Source organism: Actinophytocola algeriensis, assembly GCF_014203735.1.
Taxonomy (GTDB): Bacteria; Actinomycetota; Actinomycetes; order Mycobacteriales; family Pseudonocardiaceae; genus Actinophytocola; species Actinophytocola algeriensis.
In genome coordinates this window covers 207443-225497 of the sequence record NZ_JACHJQ010000002.1, presented here as the reverse complement: position 1 = coordinate 225497, position 18055 = coordinate 207443, and the positions used below count along the sequence as shown (strand labels likewise).

16 protein-coding genes are annotated in these 18055 nt (G+C 72.7%); 15 read left to right on the top strand and 1 reads right to left on the bottom strand.

The window, feature by feature from the left end; translation table 11 throughout:
- Window positions 1-8: 8 nt before the first annotated feature.
- The 15 genes from FHR82_RS07330 to FHR82_RS07260 are packed head-to-tail and all read left to right on the top strand — an operon-like array spanning window position 9 to window position 16051.
- A complete protein-coding gene (locus tag FHR82_RS07330) occupies window positions 9-845 on the top strand; it encodes an ABC transporter ATP-binding protein (protein WP_311770941.1) in 837 nt (278 codons plus the stop codon).
- On the top strand, window positions 842-2209 hold the full coding sequence (locus tag FHR82_RS07325; RefSeq protein WP_184809534.1) for an MmgE/PrpD family protein: 1368 nt from the start codon (window positions 842-844) through the stop codon (window positions 2207-2209). Before FHR82_RS07330 ends, FHR82_RS07325 begins: the two co-directional genes overlap by 4 nt.
- Before the next feature lie 10 nt (window positions 2210-2219).
- On the top strand, window positions 2220-2795 hold the full coding sequence (locus tag FHR82_RS07320; protein WP_184809533.1) for an ureidoglycolate lyase: 576 nt from the start codon (window positions 2220-2222) through the stop codon (window positions 2793-2795).
- Complete coding sequence (locus tag FHR82_RS07315; RefSeq protein WP_184809532.1) at window positions 2795-5143, top strand: xanthine dehydrogenase family protein molybdopterin-binding subunit; 2349 nt, start codon at window positions 2795-2797, stop codon at window positions 5141-5143. The genes FHR82_RS07320 and FHR82_RS07315 overlap by 1 nt, the downstream gene beginning before the upstream one ends.
- Window positions 5140-5916 carry an FAD binding domain-containing protein gene (locus FHR82_RS07310; protein WP_184809531.1) on the top strand — a complete coding sequence of 259 codons (777 nt, stop codon included), beginning with the start codon at window positions 5140-5142 and terminating at the stop codon, window positions 5914-5916. The genes FHR82_RS07315 and FHR82_RS07310 overlap by 4 nt, the downstream gene beginning before the upstream one ends.
- Window positions 5913-6362 (top strand): (2Fe-2S)-binding protein, encoded by a 450-nt coding sequence (locus FHR82_RS07305; RefSeq protein ID WP_184809530.1) that lies wholly within the window; start codon window positions 5913-5915, stop codon window positions 6360-6362. The genes FHR82_RS07310 and FHR82_RS07305 overlap by 4 nt, the downstream gene beginning before the upstream one ends.
- Entirely contained in the window at window positions 6359-6754 is a 396-nt protein-coding gene (locus FHR82_RS07300) for a nuclear transport factor 2 family protein (protein ID WP_184809529.1), read from the top strand. Before FHR82_RS07305 ends, FHR82_RS07300 begins: the two co-directional genes overlap by 4 nt.
- The gene (locus tag FHR82_RS07295) at window positions 6751-8685 is read left to right on the top strand and encodes an oxidoreductase (protein ID WP_184809528.1); all 1935 of its coding nucleotides are present in this window, start codon (window positions 6751-6753) and stop codon (window positions 8683-8685) included. Before FHR82_RS07300 ends, FHR82_RS07295 begins: the two co-directional genes overlap by 4 nt.
- Before the next feature lie 17 nt (window positions 8686-8702).
- Window positions 8703-9056: a RedY/HapK family protein gene (locus FHR82_RS07290; protein ID WP_184809527.1), complete on the top strand. Its 354-nt coding sequence runs from the start codon at window positions 8703-8705 to the stop codon at window positions 9054-9056.
- On the top strand, window positions 9053-10312 hold the full coding sequence (locus tag FHR82_RS07285) for an MFS transporter (RefSeq protein ID WP_184809526.1): 1260 nt from the start codon (window positions 9053-9055) through the stop codon (window positions 10310-10312). Before FHR82_RS07290 ends, FHR82_RS07285 begins: the two co-directional genes overlap by 4 nt.
- A gap of 2 nt (window positions 10313-10314) precedes the next feature.
- Window positions 10315-11508 (top strand): CaiB/BaiF CoA transferase family protein, encoded by a 1194-nt coding sequence (locus FHR82_RS07280; RefSeq protein WP_184809525.1) that lies wholly within the window; start codon window positions 10315-10317, stop codon window positions 11506-11508.
- On the top strand, window positions 11508-12332 hold the full coding sequence (locus FHR82_RS07275; RefSeq protein WP_184809524.1) for a cyclase family protein: 825 nt from the start codon (window positions 11508-11510) through the stop codon (window positions 12330-12332). Before FHR82_RS07280 ends, FHR82_RS07275 begins: the two co-directional genes overlap by 1 nt.
- A complete protein-coding gene (locus tag FHR82_RS47255) occupies window positions 12329-13783 on the top strand; it encodes an MmgE/PrpD family protein (protein ID WP_311770940.1) in 1455 nt (484 codons plus the stop codon). The genes FHR82_RS07275 and FHR82_RS47255 overlap by 4 nt, the downstream gene beginning before the upstream one ends.
- Window positions 13776-15245, top strand: coding sequence for a dihydroorotase (locus FHR82_RS07265; protein ID WP_184809523.1), 1470 nt, complete (start codon window positions 13776-13778; stop codon window positions 15243-15245). Before FHR82_RS47255 ends, FHR82_RS07265 begins: the two co-directional genes overlap by 8 nt.
- Window positions 15242-16051, top strand: a complete 810-nt coding sequence (locus FHR82_RS07260; RefSeq protein ID WP_184809522.1) for an HpcH/HpaI aldolase/citrate lyase family protein — start codon at window positions 15242-15244, stop codon at window positions 16049-16051. The genes FHR82_RS07265 and FHR82_RS07260 overlap by 4 nt, the downstream gene beginning before the upstream one ends.
- Here FHR82_RS07260 and FHR82_RS07255 read toward each other — a convergent pair.
- Window positions 16028-17965: a hypothetical protein gene (locus FHR82_RS07255; protein WP_184809521.1), complete on the bottom strand. Its 1938-nt coding sequence runs from the start codon at window positions 17963-17965 to the stop codon at window positions 16028-16030. The two genes, FHR82_RS07260 and FHR82_RS07255, sit on opposite strands and share 24 nt — an antisense overlap.
- Window positions 17966-18055 lie beyond the last annotated feature (90 nt).

Below are 18055 nucleotides of genomic sequence, written 5' to 3'. Positions count from 1 at the left end.
CGAACATCGTGACTGACAGCACCATCCGGGAGAGTGCGATGAGCGAGAACGTGATCGCGGGCGACGCGATCTCCGTGCGTGGCGTCGGCAAGACCTACGCCGCGAGCGCCGGCCCCGTGCAGGCGCTGCTGCCCACCGACCTGGAGGTGCGGCCGGGCGAGTTCGTCGTGTTGCTCGGCCCGTCCGGGTGCGGCAAGACGACGCTCCTGCGGATGCTCGCCGGGCTCATCTCGCCCACCGAGGGCACTATCGAGATCGGCGGCAAGCCGCTGTTCACCGGCCGCGACGCGAAGCCGGCCCGGGACGCGCTCGGCTCGCTCGGGTTCGTGTTCCAGGCACCGAACCTGATGCCGTGGCGGAAGGTGTGGCGCAACATCGCGCTTCCGCTGGAGGCCAAGGGGATCGGCCGTGCCGAGCGGAAGCGGCGCGCGGAGGAGCTGGCCGGGCTCGTGGGCCTGGAGGACTTCCTCGACCACTACCCGAAGCAGCTCTCCGGCGGCATGCAGCAGCGCGTCGCGATCGCCCGTGCGCTCATCCACCGCCCGTCGATCCTGCTGATGGACGAGCCGTTCGGCGCGCTCGACGCGATGACCCGCGACTCGATGAACCTGCTGCTGCAGCGGCTGTGGCAGGAGACCGGCAAGACGATCGTGCTGGTCACCCACTCGATCTCCGAGGCCGTGTTCCTCGCCGACCGGGTCGTGCTGCTGTCCCAGCGGCCGGGCCGCGTGCAGGACATCGTCGAGGTCGACTTCGCACGGCCGCGTGACCTGTCGGTGGCAGCCGATGCGCGGTTCGGCGAGATGACCGGTCAACTGCGCAAGCAGCTCGGCGGGCACGCGTGACAGCCGTTCCCGGCACGAGGGCGATGGCCGCGTTCGCGGCCCGGCTGTCCTACGCGGACCTGCCGGACGCCGTGGTCGCGAAGGCGGGCGCGTTGCTCACCGACTTCGTCGGCGCCGCGGTCGGCGGGGCCCGCACCCCGGAGGTCGCGGTGATCACCGATCTCGTGCGGGCCCGTGGTGGGAGGCCCGCCGCCACCGTGATCGGCGCGGGGTTCTCCGCGCCCGCGCCGGACGCGGCCTACTGCAACGGTGCGGCCGCCGACGTGTTCGAGCACCAGGACGGCTACCGCTTCGGCGGCTTCCACCCGTCCCACACGCTGCCCGCGCTGCTCGCGGTCGCCGAGGAGACCGGCGCCGACCTGCGTGACCTGCTGACCGCCGCGGTCGTCGCCTACGAGGTGTCCGACCGGATCGGCCGCGCCGCCCACCCGAGGGCGACCCAGGCGGGCTGGTTCCCGTTCGCGGCGACGTTCGGCGCCGCCGCGGGATGCGCGAAGCTGCTGGGGCTCGGGGAGGACGGGATCGCCGACGCGATCGGCGCGGCCGCGTTCTTCGCACCGGCCGTCCTCATCGAGTCGATCTTCGCCGGACCGTCGGCGAAGCCCGCGTTCGCCGGTCAGCTCGCGCGGGCCGGGGTCGAGGGCGCGCAGCACGCCGCGGCCGGGCTGACCGGGTGGCGCGAGGTGGTCGAGCACCCCCGCGGCCTGGTCGCCGTGCTCGGCGGCGAACCGGTCACCGACACGACCGACGACCTCGGCGCCGAGTGGACGATCCTCGACGTGCACCAGAAGCGGTTCGCCGGCTGCAGGCACACGCACGGCGCCGCGCAGGCAGCCGTGGAGCTGGCGGTCGAGCACGACCTCGACCCGGCCGCGATCACCGACGTGGACGTGGAGATCTACGACATCGCGCTCCTGCTCGTCGACCGCCCGGTCGGGACCGATCCGTCCACAGTGGCCTGCACGTTGAGCCTGCCGTACGTGGTGGGCGCGGCCGTGGCCGACCGGGACGTGGGCGGTGCCCAGTACTCGCAGGACCGCCGGACCGACCCGGCCGTGCTCCGCGTCGCCGATCTGGTGCGGCTGCGGCCGGCCGCCGACCTGGAGGCGAAGTACCCCGAGTACACCGCCACCCGCGTCACCATCACCACCGCCGACGGCACGGAGCACACGCGGACCGTGGACGTCCCCGCCGGTGACAGCCGTGCCCCGCTCACCCGCGACCAGCTGCTCGCCAAGTTCGACGGCTACGTCGGCTCCGCGTTCGGCGAGCGCATCGCGAAGCAGACCGCGGACCTGCTGCTCGCCCCACCCGAGGCCACGCCCGTGCGTGCCGTGACCGTGCCGCTGGCCACCCGCCCGTGAGGAGAACCCGATGACCGACACCGAGATCGACGTGCACACCATCACTCCCGAGCCGGTCACGGCCGAGGCGTTCGCCCCGTTCGGCGAGGTCGTGTCGCTCGACGACACCCCGAAGCTGCCGATCGACCTGTACAACGGCCGGAACGCCATCCACGGCCCGGTCGTGCTGCAGGCCGACGAGCGGCCCGAGTTCATCCTGTTCCGGGTCGGCTACCGCGGCGGCGACATCCGGTACATGGAACGCCACCACGGCATGACGCAGACGTTCATCCCGCTGAACGGCGACCCGTTCGTCTCCGTCGTGGCACCGCCGGACGCACCACTCGTGGACGACTTCCCCGCGTTCTCAGCGATTCGCGCGTTCCTCGTGCCCGGCGACGTGATCCTCAACATCCACCGCGGCACCTGGCACGAACCGCCGTTCCCCACCAAGGACGGCCAGAAGTTCTTCATCACCAGCACACCCGGCGTCACCGGCGGCCTCCAGTCCGCTGTGGACGGCAACGGTGAGGTGCACAAGCTCGACGTGGACAAGCGCAACCCCGTGTACCGCACCGGGAAGCGCCTGCGGGTGGCGATGCCCTGATGGCGGCGCTGCCTGCCAGGGTCGGTATCGGTTCGTCCCCGCGCAAGCGGGACGGCGCCGCGTTGCTGACCGGCCGCGCGCTGTTCCTCGACGACCACCGTCCCGAGGGGCTCCTGCACGCGGTCGTGGTCCGGAGCGAGGTCGCGCACGGGCGGATCCGGGCCATCGACACGGCCGCCGCGGCGGCCGCGCCCGGGGTCGCGCTGGTCCTGACCGGCGCGGAGGCCGCGAAGCACGCGGGCCCGGTGCCGTACTTCATCGACCCCGCGGCGCGCGGCGGCAACCGGACCGACATCCGGTGCCTGCAGGTCGACAAGGTCGTCCACGTCGGGCAGCCGGTCGCGGCCGTGGTCGCCGCGTCCCGGCACGAGGCGCAGGCCGCCGCCGACCTGGTGCGGATCACCTACGACGTGCTGCCGCACGTGCTCGACGCGCGGGCCGCGATGGCGCAGGACGCGCCCCGGCTGTACGAGGACTGGCCGGGCAACGTCGTGGCGCACAACCGGTACGGCTCCGGCGACCCGGACGCCGCGCTCGCCGCCGCCGACGTGGTCGTCGAAGGCGAGCTGCGGATCGCCCGCACCACCACCGCGCCGATCGAGCCACGCGGCTACCTCGCGTCGTGGCAGGGCGACCGGCTCACCGTGCACGCGTCGTGCCAGAACCCGCACCAGCTGCGGTGGATGCTGTCCGTCAGCCTCGGCGTCGACGAGTCCCGCATCCGGATCGTGACCGCGAAGGTCGGCGGCTCGTTCGGGCTGAAGATGCAGGGCCACCCCGAGGAGACCCTCGTCGCGCTGCTGTCGCTGCTCGCGGACGCACCGGTGAAGTGGGTGGAGGACCGGCGCGAGACGCTCATGGCCGGTGCCCGCGAGCAGGTGCACCGGTTCCGGGTGGGCGCCACCTCGGACGGCCGGATCACCGGGCTGGTCAACGAGATCGTCGCCGACATCGGCGCGCTGACCGCGCAGGCGGGCTGGGCGATGCCGAACATGTCGGCCACCACGCAGCCGTCCGGGTACGCGGTCCAGGACGTGCGGGTCGAGCTGGACATCGTGTGCACGAACAAGCCGCCGTGCAACGCCGCGCGCGGGTTCGGCAAGGACGCCGCGCACTTCGTCATGGAGCGTGCGGTCGACCTGGTGGCCCGTGAGCTGGGCATGGACCCGGCGGAGGTGCGGCGGCGCAACTTCGTGCGGGAGTTCCCGTACCGCACGGCCACCGGCCTCAACATCGACAGCGGCGACTTCGACGGCCTGCTGGACAAGACGCTCGACGCGGTGGACTACGCCGGGATCCGGCGCGGGCAGGCGGAGTCGCGGGAGCGCGGCCGGTACCTCGGCGTCGGGCTCGGGTTCGAGCTGACGCCCGAGTCGTCGGACAGCCCCGGCACGTTCGTGTCCGGGTTCGACACCACGACGGTCCGGATGAGCGTGACCGGCATGGTCACCGTGCTCACCGGCGTCACCTCGCCCGGCGGCGGCAACGACACCGGCATCGCGCAGATCGTCGCCACCGAGCTCGGCGTGCCGATCGAGTGGGTCGAGCTGGTGCAGGGCGACACCGACCGCTGCCCCAACGGTTTCGGCAACTTCAGCGGCCGCAGCATGGTCGTCGGCGGCGGCTCGGCGACGCTCGCCGCGCGGGACGTGCGCGCCAAGCTCCTCGCGGTGGCTGCGCGGCTGTTCGAGACGTCCGAAGTGGACATCCGGGACGGCATCGCGTCCGGCGGCGGCAGGGAGCTGCCGGTGCCGGAAGTGGCGCGGGCACTCCTGACCCGCGCGTTCGCGATCGGCGACATCGAGCCGGTGCTGGAGTCCACCCGCGCCTACAAGCCGGGCAACATCAACCACGTGCCGGACGAGCTGGGCCGCATCCAGCCGTACCCGACGTACTCGTCGAGCCTGCACGCGGCCGTGGTCGAGGTCGACGCGGAGACCGGCAAGGTCACGCTCGCCGACTACGTGATGACCCACGACTGCGGCACCATGATCAACCCGGCGCTGGTCGAGGGCCAGGCGCGCGGCGCGGTCACGATGGGGCTGGGCAGCGCGCTGTCCGAGCAGCTGGTGTTCGCGGCCGACGGCAGCCTGGCGTCGAACCGGTTCAAGTCCTACCTGCTGCCGAGGGCCGGGGACATCCCGTTGCTGCGGATGATCCACCAGGTCACGCCGAGCCCCTTCGCCATGCACGGCAACAAGGGCGCCGGTGAGGCCGGGGTCGGCGGCGCGCAGGCGGCCGTGGCCAACGCGGTCGAGGACGCGCTGGCGCCGTTCGGTGTCACCGTCCGCGGGGTGCCGCTGTCGCCGCCGAACGTGCTGGCCCTGATCGACGAGGCACGCCCATGAGGTACACCAGACCCGCCGATGTGGACGGTGTGACCGCGGCGCTCGCGGACGGCGACGCGGTCGTGGTCGGCGGCGGCACCATGGTCGTGCCGGAGATGACGCACGGCCGGGTGCGGCCCTCGGCGGTCGTCGACCTGGCGAAGGCCGGTCTCGCGGGCATCGCCAGGGACGGCGACGGGTGGGTCATCGGTGCGATGACCACCTACACCGAGCTGGCACGCTCGAACGTGCCGTTGCTCGCGACCGCGGCCCGCGGCATCACCGGCGGCCCGCAGATCCGCAACCGGGGCACCGTGGGCGGGTCGGCGAGCTATGCGAACCCGTCGTCGGACGTGCCTGCCGTCCTGGTGGCGCTGGGTGCCCGGATGCGGCTCGCGCGGCGCGGGGGAGCGAGGGAGGTCCCGGCCGCCGAGTTCTTCGCCGGCGCGTTCCGGACCGCACGCGAACCCGACGAGGTGCTCACGGCGATCACCGTGCCCGACACCGCCGCGGCACCCGGGTACGTGAAGTTCAAGCTCGTCGAGGGCAGCTGGCCCATCGTCACCGCCGCCGCACTCGCGGGGCCCACGATCCGCGTCGTGCTGGGCGGCGCGGCGGCCGCGCCGGTGGTCGTGGAACTCGAGCGGGCGTCATGGCGCGCGCGGCTGCGGTCCGAAGTGGACCGGCTGCTCACCGAGCCGTGGGACGACGTGCTCGCCCCCGGCCACTACCGGGCCCGCATCGCACCCGTGATCGCGGCCCGTGCGGTGGCCGGCGCACTGGAGGAAGCATGAAGCTGACCGTCAACGGCGTGGAGCACGAGATCGACGTCGACCCCCGGACGTTGCTGGTGCACGCCATCCGCGAGCAGGTCGGTCTCACCGGCACCCACGTCGGCTGCCTCACGGGCGACTGCGGCGCGTGCACGGTCGTGGTCGACGGGCAGACCACCAAGTCGTGCTCGGTGCTCGCGCTGTCCGCCGAGGGGTCGGCCGTCGAGACCATCGAGTCGCTGGCCGACGGCGACGACCTGCACCCCGTGCAACAGGCGTTCTGGGACGAGTTCGGCTTCCAGTGCGGGTTCTGCCTGCCCGGCATGCTCCTCACGGCGAAGGAACTGGTCGAGTCCACCCCGGACCCCACCGACGACGACATCCTCCGCGCGATCGACGGAAACCTGTGCCGCTGCACCGGGTACAACACGATCGTCGCGGCCGTCCGGAAGGCGGCGCGGTCATGAGGTTCGTCGACGACTACCTCGCGGCGATGGAAGAAGGCCGCCGGGACGACGCCGCCCGCCACCTCGCGCCGGACGCCGAGCTGGTCTTCCCCGGCGGGAAGCGCTACCGGAACCTGGACGAGCTGGCGGCCGGGTCGGCGGGTCGCTACCGGTCGGTCGGCAAGCACCGCGACCGCTACGAGACGGCCGAGAACGGCACGCTGGTCTACTCGATCGGCAGGCTTCACGGCGAGAACAACCACGGCGTGCGGTTCGACCACGTGCGCTACGTCGACCGGTTCCGCCTGCGGGACGGGCTGATCGTCGAGCAGTGGGTGTGGAACGACCTCGCCGAGACCGGTGTCCTCGACGCCCGCACCACCGACGACCTGGAGCCGGAGTGGCGGCCATGACCGGCTACCCCCGGGTGTTCTCCCCGGTCGACATCGGTGGCGTCGCGCTGCGGAACCGGGTGTTCGTGTCCGCGCACACCACCAACTTCGGCGTCGATTTCCTGCCGACGGAACGACACGTCGCCTACCACCGGGAGCGGGCGCGCGGCGGCGCCGGACTGATCATCACCGAACCGCTGCGGGTCCACCCGACGAGCCTCGGTCGTGCCGGTGGTCTCGCCGCCGATCCGGCCGCGCTGCCGATGCTCACGAAGATCACCGAGGCCGTCCTCGGTGAAGGCGCCGCGGTCTTCAGCCAGATCACCCATGCCGGCAGGCACAGCGAGAACGTCTTCCGCCGCGCCGCCGCCTGGGGGCCGACCAGCCACCGCTGGGCCGCGGGCGGGCACGTCCCGCACGCCATGTCCCGCCGCGAGATGGTCCAGGTGCGCGACGCCTACGTGCGCGCGGCACACCTGGTTGCCGCGGCCGGGTTCCAGGGTGTCGAGATCCACTTCGGACACGGGCACCTGTTGCACCAGTTCATCTCCCCGGCGAGCAACGACCGCGCGGACGCGTACGGCGGCAGCGAGGAGAACCGGCTCCGCTACCCGCTCGAGGTCCTCGACGCCGTGCTGGACGCGGTGGGCCACGACCTGGTCGTCGGGGTCCGCATGTCGGCCGACGAGCTGGTCGCGGGCGGCCAGGACCTCGACGCGGGCAGGCGGATCGCGCACCTCCTCGACACCACCCGGCCCATCGGGTTCCTCAACGTCTCCCTCGCCTCCTACACCGTCCCGTCGATCGGGCACCACGTCGCCGACATGAGCGAGGGCCACACGCCCTACCTCGAGCAGACCCTCACCGTGGCCAAGGAGTGCACCCGTACGCCGGTGCTCGCCGCGTGCCGGTTCGCCGACCTCGCCGACGCCGAACGCGGCCTGGCCACCGGGTTGCTCGCCGCTGTCGCGATGACCCGTGCGCACATCGCCGATCCGTTCCTGCTCGCCAAGGCCGCGGCAGGCGAGGAACACCGGATCCGGCCGTGTGTGTCCTGCAACTTCTGCATCGGCGAGATCGCCGGGCACCGGCCGATGACCTGCATGATGAACCCGCGCACCGGGCGGGAGGCGGAGTGGCCGGAACAGCCGGGCACGTCGCCGGAACCCGGGCGGGTACTGGTCGTCGGCGGTGGCCCGGCGGGGATGGAGACCGCGCGCCTGGCCGCGGAACGCGGGCACTCCGTGCAGGTGTGGGAGATCGGGCCCGAGCCGGGCGGTCAACTGCGGATCGGTCGTCGCGGTGTGGGTCGCGGGGACCTCGACCGGCTTCGGGCCCACCTACAGCACCGCCTCGCCGAACTGGCGGTGCCGGTGCGGACGAGCACACCGGCCACCGTGGCGGACGTGCTCGCCGAGGGGCCGGACGCGGTCGTGCTCGCGACCGGCGCCCGCCACACGGCACGCGAGGTGCCCGGCTGGGGGCCCGCGCTCACCGCCGCGGACGTCCTGCGGGGGCGGTACGGCCGGACCGTCGTCGTGCTCGACGACGACGGTGGCTGGACCGCCGCGTCCGTCGCCGAGACCGCCGCCCGCGGCGGTGCCACCGTGCACCTGGTCACCGCGGCGGGCACCGCGCTGCCGGGTGTCACCGAGTACAGCCGGATGACCGCCGTGGAACGGCTGCGCGGCCTGGGTGTCCAGCTGTGGACCACCGCCGACGCCACGTTCACCCGTGACACCGCGACCATCACCAGCGCGCTCGTCGACGCCACCACGACCGTGCCGGACGTGACCGACGTGGTCGCGCTCGACCCGCCCGCCGCCCGCGACGACCTGGCGGCACCGCTCGCCGACGCCGGGCTCACCGTGCACGTCATCGGTGACGCGGTCGCCCCGAGAACCCTGCTGGAAGCGATGACCGAGGCGCACGTCCTCGGCCGCTCGCTGTAGAGGAGAGGATCGAAACCATGGCCCGCAAGCTCGTCCTGCTGACCTACAACATCAAGCCCGGCGTCCCGCTGGAGGAGTACGCCGAGTACACGCGGTCCGTCGACTACCCGATCTTCCGCCGCAACCCCGGCATCCAGAACTACGCCAACTACGTGGTGCGGCAGAACGCGCGCGGCGAGGAGTGGTTCCGCCACTTCGACCTCATGTTCGTCGACGACCTGGACGCCTTCCACGCGGGCGGCAAGCTCCACCACGGCGACCCCGCGGTGCTCGAGCACGCGGCGGGCTGGCGCGAGAAGTGGGGCCAGGACCCGGAGACCGGTTGGCGGACGGACGTGAACATCACCTATGCCGACGAGATCTGGGGTTGATCCCAGCCCGGCGCGCGGTCACGCTCGCCGTCCTGATCGGCGCGGGCTACATGTTCCCGCTCTACCTGGTCGGTGCGGTCGGCGTGGCGGTGCGGGCGGATCTCGGGCTCTCGGCCACCCAGCTCGGTGCGGTCGTCTCCGTGTTCTTCGGGGTCGGTGCGGTGCTGCTGCCGGTCGGCGGCCGGATCGTGGACCGCATCGGCCCGCGCACCGCCGCCCGCCTCGCCGTCGTGGGTGCGGCGTCCTGCCTGCTCGCGGTCGCGGTGTTCGGCGGGACCTACCCCGGGTTGCTGGCGGCCATGGCGGTCGGCGGGATCGGGTCGACGGTCGCGGCGCCGGTCGGCGGGATGCTCATCGCGCGGGTCGTGCGGGCCGGCCGGCGGCCGCTGGCGTTCGCGCTGGAACGGTCGTCCATCCCGGCGGCCACGCTGATCGCCGGACTGAGCGTGCCGACGCTGGCGGCGGTCGTGCACTGGCGGGTCGTGTTCGGGATCGGCAGTGCGCTCGTCGCGGCGGTGCTCCTGCTGCCGGTGCCCGGCATGTCCCGGGTGGACGGACCGAGGACGCAGGCGCCACTGCGGCCGGTCACGCCGCTGCTGCTCGTCACCGGGATGTTCTTCCTGGGGTCGGCGGCGGCGACCGCGCTGTCCACGTTCTTCGTCGGCCACGGGGTCGACGTCGGGATGTCCGCCGGCACCGCGGGGATCGCGCTCGCGGTCACGAGCGCGGCGACCATCGGAGTCCGGGTGGTGCTCGGCCTCCTCGGGGCCCGGGTGCCCGGCCGGGCCACGTCGGCGGCGCTGCTCCTGGCCGGTGCGGCCGGGTTCGTGCTGCTGGTCGTGCCGTCGGTGCCCGCGGCGTGGGCCGGTGCGCTCCTCGCGGGTGCCGCTGGCTGGGGCTGGACGGGGGTGCTCGGGCTCGCGGTCGTGCAGTCCCACCCGGACGCACCCGGCGCGTCGACGGCGCTCGTCCAGGCGGGTGGCTGTGCGGGCGGGATCGCGGGGCCGTTGCTGGTGGGTGCGCTCACCGAGCACCGGGGCTACGGCGCGGGATGGCTTGCCATGGCGGGGTTCGCGGCGGTCGCGGGTGTGGTCGCGGCCGTCAACGGCGGCATCTGGCGATGGGTCTCACAGAAAGCGCCGGTGGGAGAGGTTGACCCTCCCGCCGATGACGACTTAACCTCTGAGCGGACCGGCGTTACACATAGCGGAACGACGATGCCAGCAATGAGACACGATCACCAAGACAGGGGGTAACCATGGACGGACCGCTCACGGGCGTCCGGGTGCTGGACGTCTCGACGATCCTCGCCGGCCCGCTGTGCTGCCGGATCCTCGGCGACCACGGGGCGGACGTGGTCAAGATCGAGCACCCCGAGGCCGGTGACGGCATGCGCGGCCACGGCGAGGCCAAGGACGGGATCCCGTTGTGGTGGAAGGAGATCTCCCGCAACAAGCGCACCGTCGGCCTGAAGCTGTCCACTCCCGGGGGTGCGGACCTGCTGCTGCGCCTCGCGAAGACCGCCGACGTGCTCGTCGAGAACTTCCGCCCCGGCACCCTCGAGCGCTGGGGCGTCGGCCCGGAGCAGCTGCACGCGGTCAACCCGGCGCTGGTGATCGTGCGGATCACCGGCTTCGGCCAGACCGGCCCGTACGCGTCCCGCGCCGGGTTCGGCACGCTCGCCGAGGCCATGAGCGGCTTCGCGCACCTCACCGGCGAGGCAGGCGGTCCGCCGACGCTGCCCGCGTTCGGGCTCGCCGACAGCATCTGCGGCATCGCCGCGTCGTCGGCGGCGACCATGGCGCTGTACGCCCGTGAGCGCAACGGCGGCCGCGGCGAGGTGATCGACATGAACCTGCTCGAACCGATCATGGACGCGGTCGGGCCCGGCCCGACGGTCTACGACCAGCTGGGCGTCGTGGGGGAGCGGCACGGCAACCGGTCCACCAACAACGCCCCCCGCAACACCTACCGCACCAAGGACAACCGCTGGGTGGCCGTGTCGACGAGCGCGCAGCGGATCGCCGAGCGCGTACTGGAGCTGGTCGGCCACCCCGAGGTGATCGCCGAACCGTGGTTCGCCACCGGCCTCGGCCGCGCCGGGCACGCCGACCTGCTCGACGAGTACGTGGGCGGCTGGATCGCCGAGCGCACCGAGGCGGAGGTGACCGCCGCGTTCGAGGAGGCCGGGGCCGCGATCGCGCCGATCTACAGCGCGCGTGACCTCGTCGAGAACGAGCACGTGCGGTCGACCGGGATGCTGACCACCGCGCAGGACGAGGACTTCGGACCGCTGCTGATGCACAACGTGATGTGGCGGGCCGAGCGCGCGCCCGGCCGGATCCGGTTCACCGGCCGGCCGCTGGGCCACGACACCGACGACGTACTGGGGGAGCTGGGAGTGGACGCGGACGAGCTGGCGCGGCTGCGCGCGGAGAAGGTGGTGGCGTGATGACCACCCAGGCTCTGCTCACCGCCGTCGAGAACGGCCTCACGGTGCACGACCTCGGTCGCGAGCTGCGGGTCGGGATGCCGCAGTCGCCCAACCACCCGGCGTTCTGGCACGCGCTGCCGCGCCGCCACGGCGACATGGTCCGCGCCGACGGCGGGTCCGCGGCCAACGACATGATCACCATGGGCACGCACGTCGGCACCCACATCGACGCGTTCGCCCACGTCTCGCACAACGGCAGGCTCGTCGACGGCTCCGACGCGTTCGAGGCCGGGCGCGGCGGCAGGTTCGTCGAGCTGGGCGCGCACACGATCAAGCCCATGGTCCGCCGGGGCGTGCTGCTCGACGTGCCTGCCGCGCTCGGCATCCCGGTCGGGTGCGAGGCGGGTTACGAGATCACGCCTGCCGACCTGGAGGCCGCCGAGAAGCAGCAGGGCGCCGAGGTCCGCGCGGGTGACGTCGTGCTCGTGCGCAGCGGCTGGGGCCGGTTGTTCGACGACCCGGACCCTTCGGTGTACCAGGGGAAGTCGACCGGGGTGCCGGGGGTGGGCGAGGCGGGGGCGACCTGGCTCGCCGACAAGCGGGCACACGCCGTCGGCGCGGACACCATCGCGTTCGAGCGTCTTGCCCCCGGGGCGGGGCACGCGAGCCTGCCCGCGCACCGGGTGCTGCTCGTCGAACGCGGCGTCTACATCATCGAGGCCCTCAACCTGGAGGGCGTGGCGGCCGAGGGCGTGCACGAGTTCCTGTTCGTGTTGTCCCCGCTGCCACTGTTCGGCGCCACCGGCTCACCGGTCCGGCCCCTCGCGGTGGTGGGCGCGTGACCGCCGCGGAGATCACCGTGGACACCGCCACCCTCGCCGAACGGCTCGCGTCGTTCGCCGCGCGGACCTACGCGGACGGGCCACCGGCCGACGTCGTCACGAGCGTGCGGCACCGCGTGCTGGACGTGCTCGGGCTCTGCGTCGCCGCGCAGGGACTGCCGACCAGCCAGGCGATCGTCGCGCACGTCGCGGAGCAGGGCGGCCGGCAGCAGGCGAGCGCCGTGGGGCTCGCCGAGCCGGTCCCGGCCGCGAGCGCCGCGTTCGTCAACGGCGTGCTGGCGCATTCCCTCGACTACGACGACACGCACCTGCCGTCGGTGCTGCACCCGAGCGCCTGCGTCATCCCCGCGGCGCTCGCCGCGGCGGAAGCGGCGGGTGCGACCGGGCGGGACACGGTCGCGGCGATCGCCGTCGGGCTCGAGATCGCGGTCCGGCTCGGCATGGCGGGCTACGACCGGGACCTCGGCAACTCCGTCTACTTCGAACACGGCCAGCACGCCACGTCCATCTGCGGTGCGATGGGTGCGGCCGCCGCCGCGGCACTGCTGTCCGGACTCGGTGAGTCCGGTGTTCTTCACGCGCTCGGCGTCACCGCGTCGTTCGCGTCCGGGGTCATCGAGGCCAACCGCACCGGTGGCACCGTCAAGCGGCTGCACTGCGGGTGGGCCGCCCAGTCCGCGGTCACCGCGGCCGGGCTGGTGCGGCGCGGGTTCACCGGCCCGCCGACCGTCCTCGAGGGCCGGTTCGGCTTCTTCCAGGCGTTCCTGCGCGACCAGACCGACCTCGACCAGGTCGTGGGCGGGCTCGGTGCGGACTGGTCGGTGCCCGGCATCTTCTTCAAGCCCTACCCGGCCAATCACTTCACCCACACCGCCATCGACGCGGGCACACAGCTGCGTGCGGAGGGGGTGCCCGTCGACGACCTCACCGAGATCCAGCTGCGCGTGCCGACCGCCGTGATCCGCACGATCGGCCAGCCGATCGAGACCAAACGCGCGCCGGAGACCGGGTACCAGGCCCAGTTCAGCGGCCCCTACGCCGTGGTCACCGGACTGCTCGGCGGGTCGGGGCTGGGTGCCGGGCTCGCCGACTTCACCGACGCGCTCGCCGCCGACCCGCGGCGCCGCGCCCTGATGGCGAAGGTCAGCGTGGTGGGCGACGCGCGCTGCGACGCCATCTTCCCCAACCAGTTCCCCGCGATCGTCACCGTGCGCACGGCCGACGGTCGCGAATGGACGGCCGAGGTCCTCGCCAACCGCGGTGGACCCCAGCGGCCGCTGTCCGAGGCGGAGCTGGCCGCCAAGTTCACCGACAACGTCGCCCGCCGTCTCGCTCCCGCCACCGCGGCGACCGTCCGGGAGCTGGCGCTGACCCTCGACTCGGTCGCCGACCTCGGCGCCCTCCTGCACCCCCTCACCCGCCTCGAGTCACCTGGAGACGACCATGACTGAACCGCTCGACCTGCTCGTCACCAACGTCAGGGTGGTCCACCACGACCGCCCGGAGCCGGAGCGCGCCGACATCGGTGTCGTGGACGGGAAGATCGTGCGCGTGGCGCCCGGCATCGACCCGGCAGGCGCCAGGTCCGTCGTGGACGGTGGCGGCAAGCTCGCGTTCCCCGGTGTCGTGGACGCCCACCAGCACTGGGGCATCTACAACCCGCTGCCGGTCGACGCCGCGACCGAGAGCCGCGCGTGCGCGCAGGGCGGCGTGACGAGCGCGCTGAACTACATGCGCACCGGCCAGTACTACCTCAACAAGGGCGGCACGTACGCCGACGTGTTCCCCGAGGTGCTCTCGCTGTCCGAGGGCAAGGCCTATGTGGACTACGCCTACCACCTCGCGCCGATGATGCGCGAGCACATCGACGAGATCCCCGCGCTGGTCCGCGACCACGGTGTCACGTCGTTCAAGGTGTTTATGTTCTACGGCAGCCACGGCCTGCACGGCCGGTCCGCCGACCAGAACTCGTTCCTGATGATCCCCGAGGGTGAGCGGTACGACTACGCGCACTTCGAGTTCGTCATGCGCGGCATCCAGGCCGCCCGCGAGCAGTTCCCCGAGCTGGCCGACGAGATCTCGCTGTCGCTGCACTGCGAGACCGCGGAGATCATGACCGCGTACACCAGGCTCGTCGAGGAGGAGGGCACGCTCACCGGCCTCGCCGCCTACAGTGCGTCCCGCCCGCAGCACTCCGAGGGCCTGGCCGTGTCCATCGCGTCCTACCTGGCGCACGAGACGGGCCTGCCCACCATCAACCTGCTGCACCTGTCGTCGGCGAAGGCCATGGACGCGGCGCTGCGGATGGCGACCGCGTTCCCGCACATCCGGTTCCGCCGCGAGGTCACGATCGGGCACCTGCTCGCCGACATCGACACCGCGTCCGGTCTCGGCGCCAAGGTCAACCCGCCGATCCGCCCGCGCGAGGACGTCGAGGCGCTGTGGGGCCACCTCCTCGCGGGCGACGTCGACTGGGTCGTGTCCGACCACGCGTGCTGCCGCGACGAGCAGAAGTTCGGCGACCCGCGCGACAACGTGTTCCTCGCCAAGTCCGGCTTCGGCGGCACCGAGTACCTGCTGCCCGGCCTCGTCTCCGAGGGCACCAAGCGCGGCCTGCCGCTCGGTGAGATCGCGCGGCTGATCTCCTGGAACCCGGCGACCCGCTTCGGGCTGCGCACCAAGGGCGCGCTCGGCGTCGGCTTCGACGCGGACATCGCGCTGGTCGACCCGGGCGTCGACTGGACCGTCCGCGCGGCGGACTCCGAGTCCACACAGGAGTACACGCCGTTCGAGGGCTTCGCGATGACCGCCGCGGTCACCGACACGTTCCTCCGAGGGCACCGGGTGCTGGAGTCCGGCAAGGTCGTCGGCGAGCCGGTCGGCCGGTACCTCAAGCGGCCGACCGGCGCATGACGCCACGCAGCTACCTGTACGTCCCCGCCGACCAGCCGCGCCTGCTCGCCGGCGCGGCCGGTCGCGGCGCCGACGCGTTGATCGTCGACCTGGAGGACGCCGTCGCCGTGCCGCACAAGGGGTCGGCACGGACGGCGGCGGCCGGGTACCTCGACACCGGCACGGCGTGGGTGCGGATCAACGCCGACGCCGTGGCCGAGGACCTGGCCGCGGTCGCCGACCGTCCCGGCCTGGCCGGGCTGGTGGTCCCGAAGGCGGAGCCCGCGCTGCTGTCCGAAGTGGACCGGCTGCTAGAGTCGCGGGACGTGCCGGTGCTGGCACTACTCGAGACCGCGCGGGGCCTGCGGGACCTGCACGCGGTCGCGGGGTCGCCCCGTGTGGTCCGCCTCGGGCTGGGGGAGGCGGACCTCACGGGGGAGTTGCACCTGCGGCCCGGTCCGGACCGGGTGGAGCTGTGGCCGATCCGGTCGGCGGTCGTGGTCGCGTCCGCCGCGGCGGGTCTGCTGCCACCCGTTGGCCCGGTCCACACCGAGGTCCGGGACCTGTCCGCCTTGGAGCGCACCACGGAACTCCTGCTGCGTCAGGGTTTCCGGGCCCGTACCGCGATCACGCCGACACAGGTGGCCACGATCAACGCGGTCTTCACGCCGTCGCCCGAGGAGGTCGAGCGGGCCCGTGCGACCGTGGCGCTGCTGTCCGGCTCGACGGGTGTCGCCGTGGACGCCGACGGCCGGATGGTGGACGAGGCCGTGGTCCGGTCCGCCCGTGAGGTCCTCGCCCGGTCAGACCGTCTCCAGGAACAGTGACGGACCGGCATCGGTGCGCGAGGTGTCGACGCCGTTGCCGCTGAAGTCGGTGTCCTCGTTGCCCGCCCAGTCCGCGATCGGCTCGCCGTCCCGCGAGAGGTGCAGGTACCGCGCGCCGTCCCACCCGAACTGGTAGATCCTGCTCCGGTCGGCGTAGTACGGCGTCGGCTCGCCGCCCTCGGTGAGCTGCTTCGTCATCGTGTTGCGGAAGACGACGTTCTGCGGGCCGGTCGCGCCGGACCACTTCACCGCCTTCTGCCCGGCACCCCACCACAGCGGGTACCACGTCGACTCGTCTCCGGTGTCGCCGCCTTCGCCGCCGCAGTTCGCGGTGCAGTTGCCCGGCGCGTGCTCGAACGGCACGGTGACCGTGTTGTTCTCGATCAGGTTCCGCCGCTCCCACCCGCCGTGCAGGTTCACGTCGGCGTCGGTGTCGTTGCCCGTGAACACGTTGCCCGACGCGGACCACTGGAACGTGAAGTGCCGCAGGCCGCGCAGCGCGTTGCCGGCGTACACCGAGTCCCACACCCGCGACCCGCGCAGGTAACCGTTGCCGCCCTTGCCCTTGTTCCACGCACCGACGAACCGGTTGCCCTCGATCTGGAGGTTCTTCGCCTCCTCGGTGACCACCGGGTGCGAGCCGGTCATGTATGTCGTGACGCCGCGGACCCAGCCGTCGACGGCCCACTTGAACACGATGCCGTGCATCTCGTCGGCGGGGGAGAGGTTGCCGTACTCGTGCTCGGCCTCCTCGGGCTCGTGGCCGTCGACGACCTGCGTCAGGAACAGGTTCTCGATGCCCACCCCCAGCACCGGGTCGACGAGCGGCGCGGCCTTGGAGTCATAGGTCTTGCCGTCGATCTCCTCGGAGCCGTCGGCGACCGAGTCGACCGGCACGTCGAACTCGAGCGGCTTGTCGAGCGTGATGGTCTCGTTCTCCTCGTCCACCGCGGTGACCGCGAAGATCTGCTGTCGCATGTGGATGTTCTGCAGGTCGTGCTCGGTGGGCAGCGCGTGCTGCTCGTCGTAGAACCGCGTCGTGTTGGCGGCGCGGATGTTGACGTACCCGCCGACCGCGAACGCCTTGGGGCGCTTGGCGAGGTGGATCGTCGTGTCGCCGGTGCGGGCGGGTGCCGCGAGTTTCACGCCGGCCTTCCAGTGCACGTTCACCGTGCCCTCGAACAGGTCCCGGCGGTTGGCCGGCGCGGAGTCGTGGTCCTCCTGGTAGTCCTCGTGGACCGCGCGGGACTGGACGCGGAACAGGCCGCGCCCTGGCCACAGCCAGCCGCCTTTGCCGCTCTCGTGGGACATGCGGTCCTCGTCCCAGTCGCTGCCGTCACCGAGGGAGTCGTAGCGGGTGTTCTCGTCGGCGCGGAGGATCAGCCGGGTGCCGGTGCCCGGGTCGTCACCCGCGCCCCGCAGGACGAGGTGGTCGGCGTCGACGGAGATCTGGTGCGACACGTCCAACTCGCCGGCCGGCAGCGTGACGAGGGACAGCGAGTCGTAGTCCGCGCCGGGGGAGCACTCGGCCTTGACGTGGTCGATCGCCCGCTGGATGCCGTCCGTGTCGTCGGTCCGGTCGTCCGGGCGGACACCGTACTCCCCGGCCAGTTCCTCCGGGGTGAGCACACAGCCGTCGTCGTCGGTGATCTCGCCGTCGCCCGGAAGTGGCTTCCCTTCCCGGTAGCCGGCGTGCGACCAGTCCGGCAACCCCGGCAGCGGTGCGCGCCGGTTGCCCTCGCCCAGGTCGAGCCGGGGTGGGAGGGCCGGCAGGTCATCGGGCAGGTCGACCGGTCCGACGACCATCGGGCGCGGGCTCGCCTCCGTCTCGTCCTGACCCTGCCACCAGATGATCGCGCCACCCACGAGCGCCCCGACCACGACGATGACGACACCGATGACGACCTTGCGCACCCCAGTCATGGTTGCTCGGACGACGGGCCATCGGCCGGGGTTCCGCCCGGCGGGCTGTCCTGCCGGGCGGGCCGCCTCGCCGGTTCGCCA

Bases quoted from the DNA above. Each gene is read 5' to 3' on its own strand.
- FHR82_RS07305 (WP_184809530.1), top strand. From the start codon at position 5,913: ATGAAGCTGACCGTCAACGGCGTGGAGCACGAGATCGACGTCGACCCC.
- FHR82_RS07295 (WP_184809528.1), top strand. From the start codon at position 6,751: ATGACCGGCTACCCCCGGGTGTTCTCCCCGGTCGACATCGGTGGCGTC.
- FHR82_RS07290 (WP_184809527.1), top strand. From the start codon at position 8,703: ATGGCCCGCAAGCTCGTCCTGCTGACCTACAACATCAAGCCCGGCGTC.
- FHR82_RS07310 (WP_184809531.1), top strand. From the start codon at position 5,140: ATGAGGTACACCAGACCCGCCGATGTGGACGGTGTGACCGCGGCGCTC.
- FHR82_RS07320 (WP_184809533.1), top strand. From the start codon at position 2,220: ATGACCGACACCGAGATCGACGTGCACACCATCACTCCCGAGCCGGTC.
- FHR82_RS07300 (WP_184809529.1), top strand. From the start codon at position 6,359: ATGAGGTTCGTCGACGACTACCTCGCGGCGATGGAAGAAGGCCGCCGG.
- FHR82_RS07315 (WP_184809532.1), top strand. From the start codon at position 2,795: ATGGCGGCGCTGCCTGCCAGGGTCGGTATCGGTTCGTCCCCGCGCAAG.
- FHR82_RS07260 (WP_184809522.1), top strand. From the start codon at position 15,242: ATGACGCCACGCAGCTACCTGTACGTCCCCGCCGACCAGCCGCGCCTG.
- FHR82_RS07280 (WP_184809525.1), top strand. From the start codon at position 10,315: ATGGACGGACCGCTCACGGGCGTCCGGGTGCTGGACGTCTCGACGATC.
- FHR82_RS07275 (WP_184809524.1), top strand. From the start codon at position 11,508: ATGACCACCCAGGCTCTGCTCACCGCCGTCGAGAACGGCCTCACGGTG.
- FHR82_RS07265 (WP_184809523.1), top strand. From the start codon at position 13,776: ATGACTGAACCGCTCGACCTGCTCGTCACCAACGTCAGGGTGGTCCAC.